Source organism: Pseudonocardia sp. WMMC193 (assembly GCF_021728735.1).
GTDB classification, from domain to species: Bacteria; Actinomycetota; Actinomycetes; order Mycobacteriales; family Pseudonocardiaceae; genus Pseudonocardia; species Pseudonocardia oroxyli.
The window spans coordinates 1,405,067-1,423,137 of record NZ_JAKKDO010000003.1 but is presented as its reverse complement, the minus strand read 5'-3'; the positions used below and the strand labels follow the sequence as shown (position 1 = coordinate 1,423,137).

Annotated in this window: 16 protein-coding genes; 8 read left to right on the top strand and 8 right to left on the bottom strand. The window is 73.0% G+C overall.

All coding sequences use genetic code 11. The features are described from left to right. Positions 1 to 2: 2 nt before the first annotated feature. Together L3X23_RS08215 and L3X23_RS08210 are read right to left on the bottom strand one after the other, a co-directional pair. Positions 3 to 1,274 (bottom strand): MFS transporter, encoded by a 1,272-nt coding sequence (locus L3X23_RS08215; RefSeq protein WP_237191503.1) that lies wholly within the window; start codon positions 1,272 to 1,274, stop codon positions 3 to 5. A gap of 42 nt (positions 1,275 to 1,316) precedes the next feature. Continuing rightward, positions 1,317 to 3,260: a chorismate-binding protein gene (locus L3X23_RS08210; RefSeq protein ID WP_237191502.1), complete on the bottom strand. Its 1,944-nt coding sequence runs from the start codon at positions 3,258 to 3,260 to the stop codon at positions 1,317 to 1,319. A 229-nt stretch (positions 3,261 to 3,489) separates the two neighbouring features. On the opposite strand from L3X23_RS08210, the gene L3X23_RS08205 reads away from it, so the two are divergent. Further along, on the top strand, positions 3,490 to 4,725 hold the full coding sequence (locus L3X23_RS08205) for an Ig-like domain-containing protein (RefSeq protein ID WP_237191501.1): 1,236 nt from the start codon (positions 3,490 to 3,492) through the stop codon (positions 4,723 to 4,725). Here L3X23_RS08205 and L3X23_RS08200 read toward each other — a convergent pair whose 3' ends face one another. Both L3X23_RS08200 and L3X23_RS08195 read right to left on the bottom strand, forming a co-directional pair. Then, entirely contained in the window at positions 4,726 to 6,288 is a 1,563-nt protein-coding gene (locus tag L3X23_RS08200; RefSeq protein ID WP_237191500.1) for an AMP-binding protein, read from the bottom strand. 10 nt (positions 6,289 to 6,298) lie between these two features. Beyond that, positions 6,299 to 6,478 (bottom strand): hypothetical protein, encoded by a 180-nt coding sequence (locus L3X23_RS08195; RefSeq protein WP_237191499.1) that lies wholly within the window; start codon positions 6,476 to 6,478, stop codon positions 6,299 to 6,301. An 18-nt stretch (positions 6,479 to 6,496) separates the two neighbouring features. Between L3X23_RS08195 and L3X23_RS08190 the strand changes: the two genes are divergently transcribed. Continuing rightward, entirely contained in the window at positions 6,497 to 7,276 is a 780-nt protein-coding gene (locus L3X23_RS08190) for a hypothetical protein (RefSeq protein WP_237191498.1), read from the top strand. Here the strand turns inward: L3X23_RS08190 and L3X23_RS08185 are convergent. Both L3X23_RS08185 and L3X23_RS08180 read right to left on the bottom strand, forming a co-directional pair. Then, complete coding sequence (locus L3X23_RS08185; RefSeq protein ID WP_237191497.1) at positions 7,240 to 7,722, bottom strand: MarR family winged helix-turn-helix transcriptional regulator; 483 nt, start codon at positions 7,720 to 7,722, stop codon at positions 7,240 to 7,242. The two genes, L3X23_RS08190 and L3X23_RS08185, sit on opposite strands and share 37 nt — an antisense overlap. A gap of 10 nt (positions 7,723 to 7,732) precedes the next feature. Continuing rightward, the gene (locus tag L3X23_RS08180; protein WP_237191496.1) at positions 7,733 to 8,485 is read right to left on the bottom strand and encodes an enoyl-CoA hydratase-related protein; all 753 of its coding nucleotides are present in this window, start codon (positions 8,483 to 8,485) and stop codon (positions 7,733 to 7,735) included. Between the two features lie 22 nt (positions 8,486 to 8,507). On the opposite strand from L3X23_RS08180, the gene L3X23_RS08175 reads away from it, so the two are divergent. The 6 genes from L3X23_RS08175 (at position 8,508) to L3X23_RS08150 (ending at position 16,022) form a co-directional block, all read left to right on the top strand. Continuing rightward, a complete protein-coding gene (locus tag L3X23_RS08175; protein WP_237191495.1) occupies positions 8,508 to 9,413 on the top strand; it encodes an LLM class F420-dependent oxidoreductase in 906 nt (301 codons plus the stop codon). A 117-nt stretch (positions 9,414 to 9,530) separates the two neighbouring features. Beyond that, positions 9,531 to 10,637, top strand: a complete 1,107-nt coding sequence (locus L3X23_RS08170) for an MBL fold metallo-hydrolase (protein WP_237191494.1) — start codon at positions 9,531 to 9,533, stop codon at positions 10,635 to 10,637. A 219-nt stretch (positions 10,638 to 10,856) separates the two neighbouring features. Then, entirely contained in the window at positions 10,857 to 11,195 is a 339-nt protein-coding gene (locus L3X23_RS08165) for an Lsr2 family protein (RefSeq protein WP_237191493.1), read from the top strand. A gap of 237 nt (positions 11,196 to 11,432) precedes the next feature. Then, complete coding sequence (locus L3X23_RS08160) at positions 11,433 to 12,974, top strand: acyl-CoA synthetase (RefSeq protein ID WP_237191492.1); 1,542 nt, start codon at positions 11,433 to 11,435, stop codon at positions 12,972 to 12,974. 73 nt (positions 12,975 to 13,047) lie between these two features. After that, positions 13,048 to 14,586: a long-chain-fatty-acid--CoA ligase gene (locus L3X23_RS08155; protein WP_237191491.1), complete on the top strand. Its 1,539-nt coding sequence runs from the start codon at positions 13,048 to 13,050 to the stop codon at positions 14,584 to 14,586. A 65-nt stretch (positions 14,587 to 14,651) separates the two neighbouring features. Beyond that, on the top strand, positions 14,652 to 16,022 hold the full coding sequence (locus L3X23_RS08150; protein ID WP_237197958.1) for a pyridoxal-dependent decarboxylase: 1,371 nt from the start codon (positions 14,652 to 14,654) through the stop codon (positions 16,020 to 16,022). Positions 16,023 to 16,123: 101 nt separating this feature from the next. On the opposite strand, the gene L3X23_RS08145 is transcribed toward L3X23_RS08150, so the two are convergent. Next, positions 16,124 to 16,540 (bottom strand): hypothetical protein, encoded by a 417-nt coding sequence (locus L3X23_RS08145; RefSeq protein WP_143029906.1) that lies wholly within the window; start codon positions 16,538 to 16,540, stop codon positions 16,124 to 16,126. Positions 16,541 to 16,900: 360 nt separating this feature from the next. After that, positions 16,901 to 18,052 carry an acyl-CoA dehydrogenase family protein gene (locus L3X23_RS08140; RefSeq protein WP_237191490.1) on the bottom strand — a complete coding sequence of 384 codons (1,152 nt, stop codon included), beginning with the start codon at positions 18,050 to 18,052 and terminating at the stop codon, positions 16,901 to 16,903. Positions 18,053 to 18,071 lie beyond the last annotated feature (19 nt).

Below are 18,071 nucleotides of genomic sequence, written 5' to 3'. Positions count from 1 at the left end.
GTTCACCGTAGGACGGACCCCTTCGTCTCGGGCAGGGTGAGGATGGTCAGGAACGCCACGACCGCACCCGCGGCGACGTACCAGAAGAAGGCGCCGCCCAACCACTGGATCATCAGCGGGGCGGTGCCGCCGAACACCGCGACGGTGAGGTTGTACCAGGCGCCGATCCCCAGCCCGCGGACCTCGGTGGGGAACAGCTCGCTCATGATCGCCGGGGCCAGCGAGGTCATCATCGTGTAGAGCCCCAGGCCCACGCCGAACACCACGAGCAGCCCCCAGAAGGCGGGCCCGACGAGGGTGGACAGCGGCACCACCAGGATCGCGGTGGCCCCCGACCAGAACAGCAGCTGCGGCTTGCGGCCGATCCGGTCCGAGAGCGCGCCCATCGGGTACTGCAGCAGGACGAACAGCAGCGTCGCGATGCTCAGCGCCAGGAACACGTCGAACGGGTCGGCGCCACGCGAGCGCGTCGCGTACGGGGTGAGCGCGGAGAAGAAGGTGTAGTAGCAGAGCGTCGAGAGCAGGGTGAACCCGAACAGCTGCCCGACGGCCCTCGGGTGCTCCCGCAGCGTGACGAGCAGCGGGTTCCGGATCTTCTGCGCGGCGGACTTGTTCGCCTCGAACTGGTCGGTCTCCGGCATCGCGCGGCGCAGCCACAGCCCCAGCAGCCCGAGGATCCCGCCGAGCACGAACGGGACCCGCCAGCCCCAGCTCGCCAGCGCGTCGTCGGACAGCGTCCCGGCGAGCACCACCCCCAGCACCGACGCGATCAGCACGGCGGTCCCGGTGGAGATGTAGAAGAAGGACGAGTAGCGCCCGCGGTGGCGCGGCGGCGCGATCTCGCCGAGGTAGGCGCTGGCGTTGGACACCTCGCCGCCCAGCGACATGCCCTGCGCGATCCGGGCGAGCAGCAGCAGGACCGGGGCGAGCCAGCCGACCATCGAGAACGTGGGCAGGGCGGCGATCACGAGCGAGCCGCCCGCCATCAGCAGGATGGTGACCATCATGGCCGTCCGGCGGCCCCGCAGGTCGGCGAAGCGGCCGAGCAGGAACCCGCCGAGCGGGCGGAAGAAGAAGGCCAGCGCGTAGGTGGCGAGGGTGCTGATCAGCGCCAGGGCGGCGTTCTCGGGCGGGAAGATCTGGGTCGCGAAGTAGATGCTGAACGTCGCGTAGATCGTCCAGTCGTACCACTCGATGGCGTTCCCGATGGACGCCGCGACGAGCGTCCGGACGGGGAGCCGGTGTCGGGTCGTGACCTCGGTGTCCTGCGCCATCACGCGAGGGTAGATCGCCCGGACGGGTGACGCAGGGTGAGCTCAGCGGGCCGGCCAGGCGGCGACCCGGGCACCGGTCTCGTCGCGCAGGGCGCGGACCGGCAGGGCGTCCCAGAGCGCGTTGGTCAGGACGACGGCCTCGGCGCGCGCGAGGGTGCCCAGCGTCAGGACCGCCGGGTGGGCGTCCGGACGCTCGTCGAGGAAGGCGGTGCGGGCGGTGCCCGCCAGGATGCGCCCGTCGAGCGGCGGGGTGATCCACACGCCGTCGACCAGGGCGAAGATCGAGTGCCGGGTCGTCTCGAGCACCCGGCCGTCCGCGTCGACGAGCAGCGGGACCTCCCCCGGCCCGACCTGCGCCTCGTGCGCCTCCAGCCAGGCCCGGTCGGCCGCCTTGTGCGGGTAGGTGTGGGTGCTGCGGCGGACCCGCAGCACGGGTGCGGGCGGCGGGGCGCCCAGCGGCGCGCTCGTGATCCGGAGTGCTCCGGCCTCGACGTCCCCGACCTCGGTGCCGTCGGTGCCGTCGGTGCCCTCGGTGACCTCCGTGACGTCGATGCGCAGCCGGTGCCTCCCGATCAGCGGGGCCGCCGCCTTGAGCACGGCGCCCGCCACGTCCGCCTCCAGGGTGGTGCCGGTCAGCTCGAACCAGGACCGCCGCACCCGTCCCACGTGCTCCGCCAGCCGCCGCGGCCGTCCGTCCACCACGAGGATCGTCTCGAAGAGCGCGACCGGACGGCCCGCGGTGTCGGACTCGCGGGGCTGCGGCGTGCGGGCGAGGGTGCGCAGGAGCGGGCCCGCCTTCGTCAGGCACTCCGCGTACTCCTCGGCCGGGGTGGAGTCCACGGTGACGCCGCCGCCCACGCCGAGGCGGGTCGCGCCGGACGGGGCGATCTCCAGGGTGCGGATCGCGACCGCCAGCTCGAGGCCCGCGAGCGGGCTCGCGTAGCCGAGGGCGCCGGTGAACAGGCCGCGGCGGGTCGGTTCGAGCCGCTCGATCAGCTCCACCGCGCGGATCTTCGGGGTGCCGGTCACCGAGCCGGGCGGGAGGGTGGCGGCGAGGAGGTCGGCGTCGTCGTACCCGGGGGCGAGGGTGCCCTCGACCTCGGACACCAGGTGCCAGACGCCGGCGTGCGGCTCGATCGCGCGCAGCCGCGGGACCGTGACGCCGGTGCAGACCCGGGACAGGTCGTTGCGCATCAGGTCGACGATCATCACGTTCTCGGCCGCGTCCTTCGCGGACGCCGCGAGCCGGGCGCGGTCGCCCGCGTCGTCGGCCCCGGTGCGCGGCCGGGTGCCCTTGATCGGCGCGGTCCGGACCCGGCGGCCCGCACGGTGCAGAAACAGCTCGGGGCTCGCGCTCACCGCCGCGCCCGCCGCCCCGACGACGAGCCCCGCGCGGGCGGGGGCGTGTGCCTCGACCAGCCGCGCCCACGCCTCGACGGGGCTGCCGTGCAGGTGCAGGTCGAGGTGGACGGCGATGTTCGCCTGGTAGATCTCACCGCGGCGGACGGCCCGGACGCACTCCTCGACCGCGATGCAGTGCGCCGTGCGGTCCGGCAGGCCCAGGACCTCCAGCTCGGCCCGGCCGGGTGCCTGCGCGCGCCCGAGGTCCGCCACCAGCGCGGCGCAGCGGGCTTCCGGGTCCGGGAGCCCGGGGCCGACGAGCGCCTCGTAGTGCCACTCGCCGTCGTACCGCAGGACGTCCGGGTAGAAGGCCATGTCCGGCAGGCCGTGGAAGGACACGGTGCCGAACCATCCGCCCCCGACCCGCGCGTCCCCACCCCCGAGGACCGGCGTCGCGGGCCAGACCAGGTCGGTCGGGACCGGGTCGCAGGTCAGCAGGGCGCCCGCGGACCAGGCCCCCGACCAGGCCGTCAGACGCTCGCGGTGGCCGAGGCACCGGGCCGCCGCGGCGGGCGTGAGGTCCGGCGGGACGGCCCCGCGCAGGGACCACGCCACCGCACGGACGGGTCCGGCCGGTCGGGTCACCGAAGGAGCATGCCCGGCGGGCCGCGCGGGAGGAAGCGGAGGGGGCACACCTCACGCGGTCACCCGCGGAGCCCGTCCGCCACGCTCCGAATCGGACACGCCGGGCACACCACCTGCGCCGACCGGGTGATTCCCACGATCGCGACGCAATCGCAATCCGCTTCGGGTTCACGTCGTCACCCTGCGTCGGCATGATGATCGTGGGGTTGGTGTGACGCGAGGGGGAATCGTGAAGTCCGTGCAGTGGCGTACCGCGCGGCGGTTGCTGGCCGGTGCGGTGACCGTCGGGCTGGCGGGCGCGCTGGTCGCGGCGGGGGTCACCGCCACGAAGGGCACCCCGGCCACCGCCGGGACCACGCACGAGGAGGCCGCCGCCGCACCCGCGGCCCCGGCCCCGGTCGTCGCGGTGGCGACCCTGCAGCCACAGCCGGGCACGGCGGACGTCCACCCGCTCGGCGCCGCCCGGGCGAGCGCGTCCGCGGGCACCCTGTCGGACGTCGCGCTCACCGACTCCGACGGCGGCGCCCTCCCCGGCGGCTACTCCCCCGACCGGACACAGTGGACGGCCACTGCCCCGCTGGCCTACGGCGAGACCTACACCTGGTCCGGCGCGCTCACCGCGCCCGACGGCGCCGTCACCCCGCTGACCGGCTCGTTCGGCACCGTGCGGCCCACCAAGTACGTCAAGGGCACCCTGAACATCGACGACGGCGCGACCGTCGGCGTGGCGGCGCCGGTGATCGTCCGGTTCGACCGGGACCTCCCGCCCGCGGCGAAGGCCGAGATCGAACGCGGCCTGAGCGTGCAGACCTCCACCCCCGTCGAGGGCGCCTGGGCCTGGCTGCCGGACGACTGGGGCGGCTCCCGCGTGCACTGGCGGCCGAAGGAGTACTGGCCGGTCGGCACCCAGGTCACGGTGAGCATCCCGCTGTACGGCAAGGACCTCGGCGTCGGGTACGGGCGCGCGGACCTCACCACGCACTTCACCATCGGCCGCAGCCAGATCGTGAAGGCGGACGAGGACAGCCACCGGATCGTCGTGATCCGGGACGGCCAGCAGGTCATGGACCTGCCCGCGAGCTACGGCCTGGAGACCGACCCGCGCCGGGTCACCCGCAACGGCACGCACATCGTGATGGCCAAGTCGGAGAAGGTGCTCATGTCCAACCCGGACTACGGCTACGTGAACCAGCCGGAGTACTGGGCGGTGCGGATCTCCAACAACGGCGAGTTCATCCACGCCAACCCCGCGTCCGTCGGGTCGCAGGGCAGGCGGAACGTCTCGCACGGCTGCATCAACCTGTCCACCGCGAACGCGAAGGCCTACTTCGACACCGCGATGTACGGGGACCCGGTCGAGGTCACCGGCAGCAGCGTCCCGCTCTCCGCCGCCGACGGGGACGTCTACGACTGGGCGGTCCCGTGGGACCAGTGGAAGGCCATGAGCGCGCTCTCGGTCTCGTAGCTAGATCCGCTTCTCCCTGCCCGCCCAGGCCTGCTCGCGCAGCACGAACTTCTGGATCTTGCCGGTCGAGGTCTTGGGCAGCTCCCCGAACGTGACGGTCTTCGGGGCCTTGAACCGGGCCAGCCGGCCCCGGACGTGCTCGCGGATCTCCTCCTCGGTGGCCGTCGCGCCCTCCTGCAGCGTCACGTACGCCGCGGGGACCTCGCCCCAGCGGTCGTCCGGCACCGCGATGACGGCCGCCTCCAGCACCGCGGGATGGTCCATGATCGCCTGCTCCACCTCGACCGACGCGATGTTCTCTCCGCCGGAGATGATCACGTCCTTGGACCGGTCCCGGAGCTCCACGTACCCGTCCGGGTGCACGACGCCGATGTCCCCGGTCCGGAACCAGCCGTCCGGCACGGCGGCCGCGGTGGCCTCCGGGTCGTCGAGGTAGCCGAGCATGAGGTTGTTGCCGCGCAACGCGATCTGGCCCGTGGTGACGCCGTCGGCGGGCACGTCGCCACCGTCCTCGGCCACCACCCGCGGCACCACGGAGATCATGTTCCCGACGCCCTGGCGGGCCTTGAGCCGCGCCTGCGCCTCCCCGTCCGCGGAGTCCCACTCGGGGCGCCAGTCGCAGATCATCGCCGGCCCGTAGGTCTCGGTCAGCCCGTAGAGATGGGTGACGTCGAACCCCAGCTCCGCCATCCGCCGCAGGATGGCGGGCGACGGCGGCGCCCCGCCCGTCGCGATCCGGACGGTGTGCTCCAGCGGGGCGGCGCCGGCCGCGTAGGCGATCATCGAGAGCACCGTGGGCGCCCCGTTCAGGTGCGTGACGCCCTCCTCGCGCAGCAGCCGCCAGATCTCCGGCGGGTCCACCTTGGGCAGGCAGACGTGCGTCGCGGCGGCCGCGGTGACCGCCCACGGGAACGTCCAGCCGTTGCAGTGGAACATCGGCAGCGTCCACAGGTGCACGCTCGAGGGCGTCAGCCCGGTGTGTCCCACCATCGCGACGGCCTGCAGGAACGCGCCCCGGTGGTGGTACATCACGCCCTTCGGGCGGCCCGTCGTCCCGGAGGTGTAGTTGATCGACAGCAGTGCCCGCTCGTCCGCCGGGGTCAGGTGCAGCGGCTCGGCCCCGGCCAGCAGCGCCTCGTACTGCTCCCCCGCCCGGATCCGGTGCGGCGGGGAGTCCAGCTGCGCGAGCACCTCCTCGACCAGGGCGTCGAACGACGGGTCGTGGATCAGCACCGAGGACTTCGAGTGCTCCAGGATGTAGGCCACCTCGCCGACGGAGAGCCGGGTGTTCACCGCGACCAGCGGCACCCCCGCCCACGGCACCCCGAAGTTCGCCTCGAGCAGCACGTGGGTGTTCGGCGCGAGCACGGCCACGGGCCTGCCCCCGGCCAGCGGCGCGAGCCCGCCCGCGAGGCGGGTGCAGCGCTCGTGCAGCTCGGCGTAGGTCCAGCGCCGGTCCCCGTCCACGACCCCGACCCGGTCCCCGTGCGAGGCCGCGGCACGGTCCAGGTACGACGTCGGGGTCAGGGGCTCGTAGGAGAACGAGTCGGGTGCATCGATCACCTGCTCAGCCTCACCCGGGGGGCGGCTCCGCGCAACGACCCGAGTCCGCGACCCGCGCGTGCAGGCGGGAGCGGATCTCCTCCGGGGTGTAGGAGCGGCGCTGCCGCTCGCCGCGGGCCACCACGATCCCGCCCGCCGCGACGCCCGCGAGCCCGGCCAGTCCGCACGCCTTCCAGACGGTCCACCGCACCTCGGTAGGTTAGGGGGTGTGTCGAGCGGGATGCTGAGCCTGGACCGGGCCGTCGAGCTGACCCGCACCGGGGACGTCTGGTTGTTCCGGGGGCGCAGCGCCGCCGACCGGGCGATCCGCGGCGTCACGAACGCGCCGGTCAACCACGTCGGGATGGCGCTGGTGGTGGACGACCTGCCCCCGCTGATGTGGCACGCCGAGCTCGGGAAGGCGCTGCCGGACCTGTGGTCGGGCACCCACCACCGCGGGGTGCAGCTGCACGACCTGCGCGCGGCCGTCGAGCAGTGGGCGCACCGCTACGGGCAGCGGGCCTGGCTGCGCCAGCTCACCCCGGAGGTGTCGCGGGAGGCCGAGGACGCCGCACTGCGCACGGTCGCCCGGCTGGACGGGACCCCGTTCCCGTCGACGCTGCGGCTCGCGGGCCGCTGGCTGCGCGGGCGGGCCCCGGCGGTGCAGGACACCGCGTGGCAGGCGGTGGAGGGCGTGCGGTACGTGTCGCGGACGTCGGATGCGGTGCTGGACAAGGCGATCGACACCGTGAAGGACGGCGCCCGCAGGCTGCTCGGCCGACCGGTCGTCGAGCGGGAGCCCGCCCCCCGGCCCCCGGAGCCCGAGGACGCGCCCGCCCTGGAGACGGCCTACTGCGCCGAGGTCGTCGCCGTGACGTTCGAGGAGATGGGGATCCTGCCCGTCGACCGCCGGGCGAACTGGTACGACCCCGGCCGGTTCTGGAGCGGGGACGATCTCGCGCTGCTGCCGCCCTACTCGCTGGGCCGGGAGATCGCCGTCGAGGTGTGAGCCGCGCGCCGCGCCGCGACCATCTCGACGACCCCGGCGAGGAAGCGCTGCACCGCGGCCAGCTCGGCGTCGGAGAACCCGCCCACGAGCGCGTCCATGTCGGCCCCCAGGGGACCGAAGAAGGCCCGGCCCACCCGCGCGGCCTCGTCGCCGTAGGTGAGCACGACGCGGCGGCGGTCCGCCGGGTCCCGCACACGCTCGACGTACCCGTGCCGCTCCATCCGGTCCACCAGCGCCGTGGTGGCGCCGGAGGACAGACCCAGGTGCGCGGCGAGCCTGCCCGCGGTGAGCGGCACACCGCGACCCTCGGCCGCCAGCACGGCGATCAGCGCGTGCAGGTCGGTGGTGTGCAGGCCGTGCCGGGTGGCGAACTCGTCCGCCAGCCGGGCGGACTCGGTGGTGTAGGCCTGCAGCAGCCGGATCAGCTCGTCCCGGCGCTCGGTCATGCGGCGCAGGTTACCGGCCGGTCCACTGCGGCTCGCGCTTCTCCAGGAACGCGGCGATCCCCTCGGCGCGGTCCGCGCTGGCGTCGATCACCGCGGAGCCGTCCACGGTGGCCGCCCAGCCGAGCTCGTCGTCCGCCGCCGCGACCCGGTCGACGGCTCGGAGCGTGACCCCCACGGCGAGCGGCGAGTTGCGGCAGATCTGCGCGGCGATCTCCAGCGCCCCCGCCAGGGCCTCCCCGTCCTCGACCAGCTCCGCCACCAGGCCCAACGCGTACGCCCGCTCCGCGGACAGCGGCGCACCGGTGAGCAGCATCTGCTTGGCGACGGTGAGCGGGAGCGGGCGGGGCGCCCGGAACAGCGCCCCGCAGTTCGCGATCACCCCGCGGGAGACCTCCGGCAGCCCGAACCGGGCCGATCGGCCCGCCACGACGACGTCGCAGGCCAGCACGATCTCGAACCCGCCGCCGTAGGCGATCCCGTCCACCGCCGCGACGAGCGGGGTGCTCCGCTCCCGCCGCACGACCCCGTAGTTCCCGCCCCGCTCGGTGGGCGTGCCCGCCCCGTTCGCGAGATCCGTTCCGGCACAGAACATCTGCGGGCCGCCGGTGAGCACCCCGCACCACAGCTCCGGATCGTCCTCGAGCTCGTTCAGCGCGGCGTCGAGGCCCGCGGTCATCGCGGCGTCGACCGCGTTCCGCTTGTCCGGCCGGTCCATCCGGATCACCAGCACCCGGCCCCGGCGTTCGGTCGTGACGCGATTCATGCAGTCACCTTAAGCTGCCGAGGTGACCCAGACGAGATTCGCGCTCCCGCCCGTCGGCCTCTGGACCGGAGCCCTGGACTGCGTGCCGGCCACCCGCGTGCGAGAGCTCGCCGCCGAGCTCGAGGAGCTCGGCTACGGCGCGCTGTGGGTGCCCGAGGTCGCGGGCCGAGACCCCTTCGTCCAGCTGGCGCTGCTGTTGTCGGCCACCGAGCGGCTGATCGGCGCGACCGGGATCGCGAACATCTGGGCCCGGGACGCCGTGGCCACCTCCTGCGCCACGAAAGCGCTCACCGAGGCGTTCCCCGAGCGCGTCCTGATCGGGCTCGGGGTCAGCCACGCCAACCTCGTCGGCGGGCTGCGCGGGCACACCTACGACAAGCCGCTGACCGCGATGCGCGAGTACCTCGACGGCATCGACGCCGCCCCCTACACGGCCGAGCGGCCCACCACCCCCGTCCGGTACGTGCTCGCGGCCCTGCGGCCGAAGATGCTGGGGCTCGCCGGGGAGCGCACCGACGGGGCGCACCCCTACTTCACCACGCCGGAGCACACGGCCCGGGCTCGCGAGACCCTCGGCGCGGGCCCGCTGCTCTGCCCGGAGCAGGCCGTCCTGCTCGAGACGGACCCGGCGAAGGCCCGCGCGATCGGCCGCGTCTACACCACCGTGTACCTGAACCAGCCGAACTACGTGAACAACATCAAGACCCTCGGGTTCGCCGAGGAGGACCTCGCCGACGGCGGATCGGACGCGTTCGTCGACGCGCTGGTGGCGTGGGGGGACGAGGACACGGTGCTCGCCCGCGTGCAGGCGCACCTCGACGCGGGCGCCGACCACGTGGCGGTCCAGGCGCTGCCGACCACGAAGCGGGGCGTGCCCGAGGACCAGTGGCGCGCGCTCGCCGCCCCCCTCGCCACCCTGACCCGCTGACCCCGTGAGTGGCGATGGTCGCCAGGGCGACCATCGCCACTCACGAGCCGATCGGTCCCGCTGAGGCGGTGCTGAGGTGCGGCGACGGGCCGCCGCCGCGGCTCGTAGGCTCGGGGCGTGGCCCGTCGCCTGCTCCGTCCCGTCCTCCGCTCCGCACTGTTCACCGCAGGCCTCGCGCTGGCCGGTGGGGTCGCCGCGGCGGGCTGGGGCCTGCCCCGCGCCCTGGGCGGCTCGCCCGCCGCCCTGCGGGCGTCGGCGCCCGATGGCTTCCGCAACACGGAGCCGCCCACCCCGCTGCCGCCCGGCACCGTGAGCCGGGCCCTGCGGGACGTCCGGCGGCGTGCGGTCGGCCGACCGGTGCGCCCGATCCCGTTGGCGCGCAGCGAGTTCGGTCCGGCCGGTGAGCTGGCCGCGACCTGGTTCGGGCACGCGAGCGTGCTCCTGGAGGTCGACGGGCGGCGGGTCCTCGCCGATCCCGTGTGGGGTGAGCGGGCGTCCCCGTCGCGGCTGATCGGGCCGCGCCGCCTGCATCCCGCCCCGGTGCCGCTGGCCGACCTGCCCGCGCTCGACGCCGTCGTCATCTCCCACGACCACTACGACCACCTCGACCTGCCCACGGTCCGCGCGCTGCGGGACGATCCGCGCCACCGCGACGCCCCCTTCGTCGTGCCGCGGGGGATCGGCGCGCACCTGCGGGCCTGGGGCGTGCCCGAGGACCGGATCGTCGAGCTCGGGTGGGGCGGGTCCGTCGAGGTGGCCGGGCTGACCCTGACCTGCGCCGAGGCCCGGCACTTCTCCGGGCGCGGGCTCGCCCGCGACACCACCCTCTGGTCGTCCTGGGTCGTGGCGGGCCCGCGGCACCGGGTCTACGTCGGCGGCGACACCGGGTACACCGCCGCATTCGCCCGCGCGGGCGAGCGGCACGGGCCCTTCGACCTCACCGTCCTGCCGATCGGCGCCTACGCGGATCTGTGGCCGGACATCCACATGAATCCCGAGGAAAGCGTGCGCGCCCACCGTGATCTGCGCGGCGGTGCACTCCTGCCCGTGCACTGGGCGACGTTCAATCTGGGCTTCCACCCCTGGTCGGAGCCGATCACCCGGTTGCGGGCCGCCGCGGAAACCGCCGGAATCCCACTCCTGCTGCCCGTTCCGGGCGGACGAATCGACGTCCTCGACCCGCCCGGCGCGGACGACTGGTGGTCCGCACCGGCCGGGAACTGATTCCTCCGGAAGGGTGACCGCACGCTGCAGCGCGCGTCACACCCGACCCCCTATTCGACATTCTCGACCCCTTCCCCTTATTGTGTCGGCAACGCTTTATCCCGTTCTCGCACCCCTTCCCGGCGACACCCCGCGCGCGGCCGCTCCGCAGGCCGCGCGGCTCGCCGCACGCGGATGCCGGGCGGGCGGCCGACTTTCAGACAAGAGGGGCGAGAGCACGTGGCGAAGCAGACGACGGTCACCCTGATCGACGATCTCGACGGTGGCGAGGCTGCCGAGCAGGTGGAGTTCTCGGTCGACGGGAAGTCCTACGAGATCGACCTGTCGGCGAAGAATTCCGAGAAGCTGCGTGAGGCCCTGGCCCCGTACATCGCGGCCGCCCGGCGCACCGGTGGGCGCCGTTCCTCGGCGGCGGCCGCCGCCCCCGCCGCGCGCCCCGTTTCCGACCGCCAGCAGAACCAGGCGATTCGGGAATGGGCCGTCGCCCAGGGCATGAAGATCTCCGAGCGCGGGCGTATCCCGTCCAATGTCCTCGAGGCCTACCACGCCGCGCACTGACCCGCGCCGGCGCCGGCGCAACGGCCGAGGAACCCGCTCCCGGTAACCGTGCGGAAGCGGGTCCCTCACCATTCGTGACCGGCGGGTCCCATTCCGGATGTCCGTTTCGCTCGGCCTTTCGGTGGAACCCGCCGTCGTCCACCCCTGGGACCCTCCTCACCCGACCGGACACCGCGAGACCGATCTCTGCCAGGATCGGGAGCCGGCCACGTCGATCGAGGAAGAGGACGGACGACCATGTACCCCGGCACCCATGCCGCCACCACGCCCGACAAGCCCGCGGTGGTGATGGCCGGCAGCGGGGACGCACTCACCTTCCGCGAGCTCGACGAGGGCTCGGCGCGACTGGCCCGCTACCTGCACGACCGGGGGCTCCGCCGCGGCGACGTGGTGGCGCTGGTCAGCGAGAACACTCCGCGGGTGTTCGAGGTCTACTGGGCGGCCCGGCGCTCCGGGCTCTACATCACCCTGGTCAACCACCACCTGTCGGCGCCCGAGGCCGCGTACATCGTGACCGACTGCGGGGCGAAGGCGCTGATCGTGTCGGCGGGCGTCGCCGGGCTGGCCGCCGCGATCGGCGACCAGGTGCAGGTCCCGATCAAGATCGCCTTCGGCGGGGAGATCCCCGGGTCCACGGCGTACGCGGACTACGACACCGAGCTGGCGGGTGTCTCGGCGGAGCCGCTGCCCGAGCAGCCCCGCGGCGCCGACATGCTCTACTCCTCCGGCACCACCGGCCGTCCCAAGGGCATCAAGCCGACCCTGCCGGACTCCGCCGTGGACGAGCCCGGGGACACCTACATCGACATCTTCGGTCCGATGTACGGGTTCGACGCCGACACCGTGTACCTGTCCCCCGCCCCGCTCTACCACGCCGCGCCGCTGCGCTTCTCCGCCACGGTGCAGGCGCTCGGCGGCACCGCGGTGATCCTGGAGCGGTTCGACCCGGAGGGCGCGCTCGCGGCGATCGAGCGGTTCGCCGTCACGCACAGCCAGTGGGTCCCCACCATGTTCGTGCGGATGCTCAAGCTGCCCGACGAGGTCCGGCTCCGCTACGACCACTCCTCGCTGCGCGTCGCCATCCACGCGGCGGCCCCGTGCCCGCCCGAGGTCAAGCAGGCGATGATCGACTGGTGGGGCCCGGTGCTCTACGAGTACTACGCCGCCACCGAGGCCAACGGGATCACGTTCGTGAACTCGGCGGAGTGGCTGGAGCGGCGGGGCACGGTCGGCCGGGCCGGGCTGGGTGTGGTGCGGATCGTCGGCGAGGGCGGCGAGGTCCTCGCGCCCTTCGAGGTCGGCACCATCTACTTCGAGCGGGACGAGCGGCCCTTCGAGTACCACAACGACCCGGAGAAGACCGCGGCGGCGACGCACCCGGACCACCCGACCTGGACCACCACCGGGGACCTCGGCTTCCTCGACGACGACGGCTACCTGTTCCTCACCGACCGCAAGGCCTTCATGATCATCTCGGGTGGGGTGAACATCTACCCCCGCGAGATCGAGGACGTGCTGGTCACCCACCCCGCGGTGCTCGACGTCGCGGTCATCGGCGTGCCGGACGAGGAGATGGGCGAGTCGGTCAAGGCGGTCGTGCAGCCCGCCCCGGGGGTGACCGGGGACGCGGCGCTGGAGAAGGACCTCATCGAGTTCGTCCGTGAGCGGATCGCGCACTACAAGGCGCCGCGCACGATCGACTTCACCGACTTCCTTCCCCGCACGCCCACCGGGAAGCTCGTCAAGCAGGAGCTGCGGGACCGCTACCCGCACCAGTAGCCGGCCCGTCCGGTCCGGGCTCGGCCCCCCGCGGGACTTGCTGAACGGGCGATCAGTTCGGCAGGCTGGCGGCATGACATCGCAGTCGGGCCCCGTCGTGGGTCGGGGGATGAGCTTCAGCGACATCGTGGCCCGCTGGGCGCGGGTCACCCCCGAGGTCTCGTTCCTGGTGGACGCGGGCGCCGGACTCCGCCGCACCTACGCGGAGTCCGACGCCCGGATCACCCGGCTGGCCAACGCACTGGAGATCGAGCCGGGTGACCGCGTGGCCGTCCTCGGCCTGAACAGTGCGGACCTGCTGGAGGCCTACCTCGCCCCGCTGCGGGCGGGCGGGATCTGCGTCCCGATCAACTTCCGGCTGGTCGCGGACGAGATCGCCCACGCACTCACCGACTCCGGAGCGGTGTCCGTGATCGTCGACGCCGGGCTGCGCCCCACCCTGGACAAGGCCCTCGCGCAGGTGCCCGGGGTGCGGCAGGTCATCACGATCGGCGGCGACCTGGAGGAGGTGCTCGCGGCGGCGTCCGCGGAGTACGTCGAGCTGCCGAACTCCGACGACGACACCGCGTTCATCATGTACACCTCGGGCACGACCGGCAGGCCCAAGGGCGCCATGCTCAGCCACCGCAACCTCTACCTGCACTCCTTCTCCAACATCACCCACCTCGGTGGCACCGGAGAACACGTCGTGTCGATGTCCGGCGCTCCCCTGTTCCACATCGCCGGGGTCGCCGGGTCGCACATCGCGATCACCGCGGGCGGCACGGTCGTCATCCCGAGGTCGGGCAGCTTCGACCCGGTCGAGACGCTGGACATCCTGGAGCGCGAGCGGGTCACGACCTGCTTCTGCGTGCCGGCGCAGTGGGCGGCGATCTGCGCGGTGCCCGGCATCGCGGACCGCGACCTGTCCGCGCTCACGCGGATCTCGTGGGGCGCCGCCCCCGCCACGACCACCCTGCTGCAGACCATGATCGACACGTTCCCGCAGGCCGAGGTCACGACGTCGTTCGGGCAGACCGAGTGCAGCCCGGTCACCACCCTGCTGCGCGGCCAGGACTCGATCCGCAAGATCGGGTCCGTGGGCGCGCCGATGGCGAACGTCGAGGTCCGGGTCGTGGACGACGAGATGAACGACGTCGCCCGGGGTGAGGTCGGCGAGATCGTCTATCGCGGCCCGCTGGTCATGAGCGGGTACTGGAACAAGCCGGAGGAGACCGCGGAGGCCTTCCGCGGCGGGTGGTTCCATTCCGGCGACATGGTGCGCCAGGACGAGGACGGCTACTACTACGTCGTCGACCGCAAGAAGGACATGATCATCTCCGGTGGCGAGAACATCTACTGCGCCGAGGTGGAGAACGTCCTCGCGGCGCACCCCGGGATCGGGGACGTGGCGCTGATCGGGGTGCCGGACCCGAAGTGGGGCGAGACGCCGCTGGCCGTCGTCGTCCCCGCGGACCCGGCCGACCCGCCGACGCTGGAGTCCATCGAGGCCTACTGCAAGGAGCACCTCGCGGGCTACAAGCGCCCGCGCCTGATCCAGATCGTGGAGGAGCTGCCGCGCAACCCCTCCGGGAAGGTCCTCAAGACAGCGCTGCGCGCCCGTGCGCGGTAAGTGGTGCTCTGGCACCACTTACCACTCACGACCTCATCGGGGGTTAGGTTTCCGCGGTGAGTGATCTGGATCCGGAGGAGTTCCGGCGGCTCGGGTACCAGCTGGTCGACTGGGTGGCCGGCTATCGGGCGGGGCTGCGCGAGCTGCCCGTCCGGCCTGCGGTCGAGCCCGGCGAGATCCGGGCGGCGCTGCCGCTGGACCTCCCCGAAGACCCCGCACCCGACCTGGGGGCCGCCCTCACGGGCCTGCTGGACGACGTCGTCGTGCCGGGGTCGCTGCACTGGCAGCACCCGCGGTACTTCGGCTACTTCCCCGCCCAGGCCTCGCTGTTCTCGCTGCTCGGCGACCTCGCGTCCGGCGGGCTCGGCGCGCAGGGGATGCTCTGGTCCACCGGCCCCGCGGCCACGGAGGTGGAGCAGGTCGTCGTGGACGGCGCCGCCCGGGCGCTGGGGCTGGACACTGCGTTCACCTTCGACGGGGGCGGGGGCGGGTCGCTGCAGGACTCGGCCTCCTCCGCCGCCCTCGTGGCCCTGCTCGCCGCGCTGCACCGGGCCGACCCGGGCTGGCGGGAGGACGGGGTCCGCGGCGACGAACGGGTCTACGTCACCGCCGAGACCCACTCGTCGCTGGCCAAGGCCGTGCGGATCGCGGGGCTGGGCGCCGGGGCGCTGCGGATCGTCCCGTCCTGGGCGGGGTTCGCGGACATGCTGGCCGCGGACCGGGCCGCCGGGCTGCGGCCGATCCTGGTGTGCCCCACCGTCGGGACGACCGGCACGGGCACGGTCGATCCCGTGGCCGCGGTGTGTGCCGCCGCGGACGGGATGTGGGTGCACGTCGACGCGGCCTGGGCGGGCGTCGCGGCGGTGTGCCCGGAGTTCCGGGGCGTCCTCGACGGGGTCGAGCGGGCGGACTCCCTCTGCACCGACGCGCACAAGTGGTTCGGCACCGCGTTCGACGCCTCGTTCCTCTGGGTCCGGGACGGCGCCGCACTGCCCGCGGCCCTCTCGATCACCCCGGAGTACCTGCGCAACAGCGCGTCGGAGTCCGGCGAGGTCGTGGACTACCGGGACTGGCAGGTCCCGCTCGGCCGTCGCTTCCGCGCCCTCAAGGTGTGGGCCGTGCTCCACGGGATGGGGCTCGCCGGGCTGCGGGCGATGATCCGGGAGCACGTCCGGTTGGCGCAGGCCCTGGCCGCGCGCGTCGAGGCGGACCCCCGGTTCGTCCTCGCCGCCCCGCCGTCCCTGGCGCTGGTGTGTCTCCGCGACGCGTCCGGCGACGCCGCGACGAAGGCCCTGCTGGAGCGGGTCAACGCCACCGGTCGCGCCTTCCTGACCCACACCGTGGTCGACGGCCACTACGTGATCCGGGTGGCCGTGGGCTCCCTGACCACCACGCAGGACGATCTGGACGCCCTCTGGCAGATCCTGTCGAGCTGAGGGGTCGTGCGTGGTAAGTGGTGCTCTGGCACCACTTACCACGCACGGGCGCCGTAGGCGCGAGGCCGAGAACCCACCGCCTGAGTCCTCGGACGTCTGGCTCAGCTCTGGACGATCCCCGAGTTCGACGAGTCGAGCGTCGACACCGACTGCTGGGTCGCGCCGCCGAGGAGGCCGCCCAGGTTGATGGTCGGGCTGACGTCCAGGGCCACCCCGATCAGGTCGGCCGCCTGGAACGCGGACCCGCAGTCCCCGGACTGCAGGATCCCCGAGTTGGACCGGTCGGCCTTGACGACCTGCTGGCTGGTCGGGCCGCCGAGGATCGAGCCGACGTTCAGCGTCGGGTCGATCGCGGCATCGAGGTCGGCGAGCCCGCCGTCCTGGCTCGCGACCGGTCCGACGCAGTAGCCGCCCCCGTGCCCGCCCTCGCTCGCGGACGCCATCCCGCTCGCCGCGAGCGCGAGCGGCGCCGCCACCAGACCGACCGTCGCCACCCGCGCCATCGTGCGCACCTGCATGGTCACTCCCTGCTCTCAGGTTTCTCATGGACACCCGACCACTTCGCGCCAGAGGCAACTGTGCGTGACTGATCGGGATGGGGAGAACCTAGCGAGGGACAGGGTCGTTGGTCACCGAGGGGTGGCCGGTCGGTCACGGAAACCAACCATAACAGCGTCATAGTCGGGTTGAACCGTGAAATACATCAACACTCGGTCATGGAGTGAGCGCCCGCTGACCACAGAGCGTCATTATCGAGCGCGTTACGGGTCGACCGCGAAGAGTCGGATTGCCCACGAAAGAGCAACCCGCCCGGGTGACGAGACGTCGTCTCCGGGGCGGGTTGCAGCCGGCACCGAATCTGTGCTGGTCAGTGCTGGTCACAGGCCGAGCGAGCGGCCGATGACCTCCTTCATGATCTCGGTGGTGCCGCCGTAGATCCGGGTGATCCGGGCGTCCGCGTACGCCCGGGCGATCGGGTACTCGTTCATGTACCCGTACCCGCCGTGCAGCTGCAGGCAGCGGTCCACGACCCGGCCCTGCAGCTCCGTGCACCAGTACTTCGCCTTGCTCGCGTCGACCGCGTCGAGCTCGCCCGCGTTGAGCGCACGGATGCAGTCGTCCACGTAGTGCTGGGCGATGTCCACCTCGGTGGCGATCTCGGCGAGGACGAACTTGGAGTTCTGGAACGAGCCGATCGGCTGCCCGAAGGCCCTGCGCTCCTTCACGTACTCCAGGGTCCAGTCCAGCGCCGCCCGCGCGGCCGCCACGCCGGCGACCGCGATGGACAGCCGCTCCTGCGGCAGCTTGGTGACGAGCTGGGTGAACCCCTGCCCCTCCGCCGTGCCGAGCAGGTTCGCCACCGGCACCCGGACGTCGGTGAAGCTCAGCTCGGCCGTGTCCTGCGCGTGCTGGCCGAGCTTGTCCAGGTTGCGGCCGCGCTCGAAGCCCGCCATCCCGCGCTCGAGCACCAGCAGGGACATGCCCTTGTGCTTCTGCGTGGGATCGGTCTTCACCGCCGTGATCACCAGGTCGGAGTTGATCCCGTTGGTGATGAAGGTCTTCGCGCCGTTGACGACGTAGTGGTCACCGTCGCGGCGGGCCGTGGTCGACATCGACGCCAGGTCCGACCCGATGCCCGGCTCGGTCATGGCGATGGCGGTGATCAGCTCGCCCGACACGATGCCCGGCAGCCACCGCGCCTGCTGCTCCTCGTTCGCGAACGAGAGGTAGTAGGGCATGCAGATGTCGTTGTGCAGCGTGATCCCGAGCCCCGCGCCGCCGTTGCCGGTGCGCATCAGCTCCTCGATGATCACCGCGTTGAAGCGGAAGTCCCGCACCCCGCCGCCGCCGAACTCCTCGGGCACGTCCATGCCGAGGAAACCGTTGGCACCGGCCTTGGCGAAGACCTCCCGCGGCACGATGCCCTCCCGGGCCCACGCCTCGTCGTTCGGCGCGATCTCGGTCGCGACGAACTTCCGGAACGACTCCCGGAAGGCCTCGTGGTCGTCGTCGTAGAGCGTGCGCTTCACGGTGTCTCCTCGGGCCTGC

Bases quoted from the DNA above. Each gene is read 5' to 3' on its own strand.
- L3X23_RS08215 (WP_237191503.1), bottom strand. From the start codon at position 1,274: ATGGCGCAGGACACCGAGGTCACGACCCGACACCGGCTCCCCGTCCGG.
- L3X23_RS08185 (WP_237191497.1), bottom strand. From the start codon at position 7,722: ATGACCGAGCGCCGGGACGAGCTGATCCGGCTGCTGCAGGCCTACACC.
- L3X23_RS08180 (WP_237191496.1), bottom strand. From the start codon at position 8,485: ATGAATCGCGTCACGACCGAACGCCGGGGCCGGGTGCTGGTGATCCGG.
- L3X23_RS08160 (WP_237191492.1), top strand. From the start codon at position 11,433: ATGTACCCCGGCACCCATGCCGCCACCACGCCCGACAAGCCCGCGGTG.
- L3X23_RS08155 (WP_237191491.1), top strand. From the start codon at position 13,048: ATGACATCGCAGTCGGGCCCCGTCGTGGGTCGGGGGATGAGCTTCAGC.
- L3X23_RS08145 (WP_143029906.1), bottom strand. From the start codon at position 16,540: ATGCAGGTGCGCACGATGGCGCGGGTGGCGACGGTCGGTCTGGTGGCG.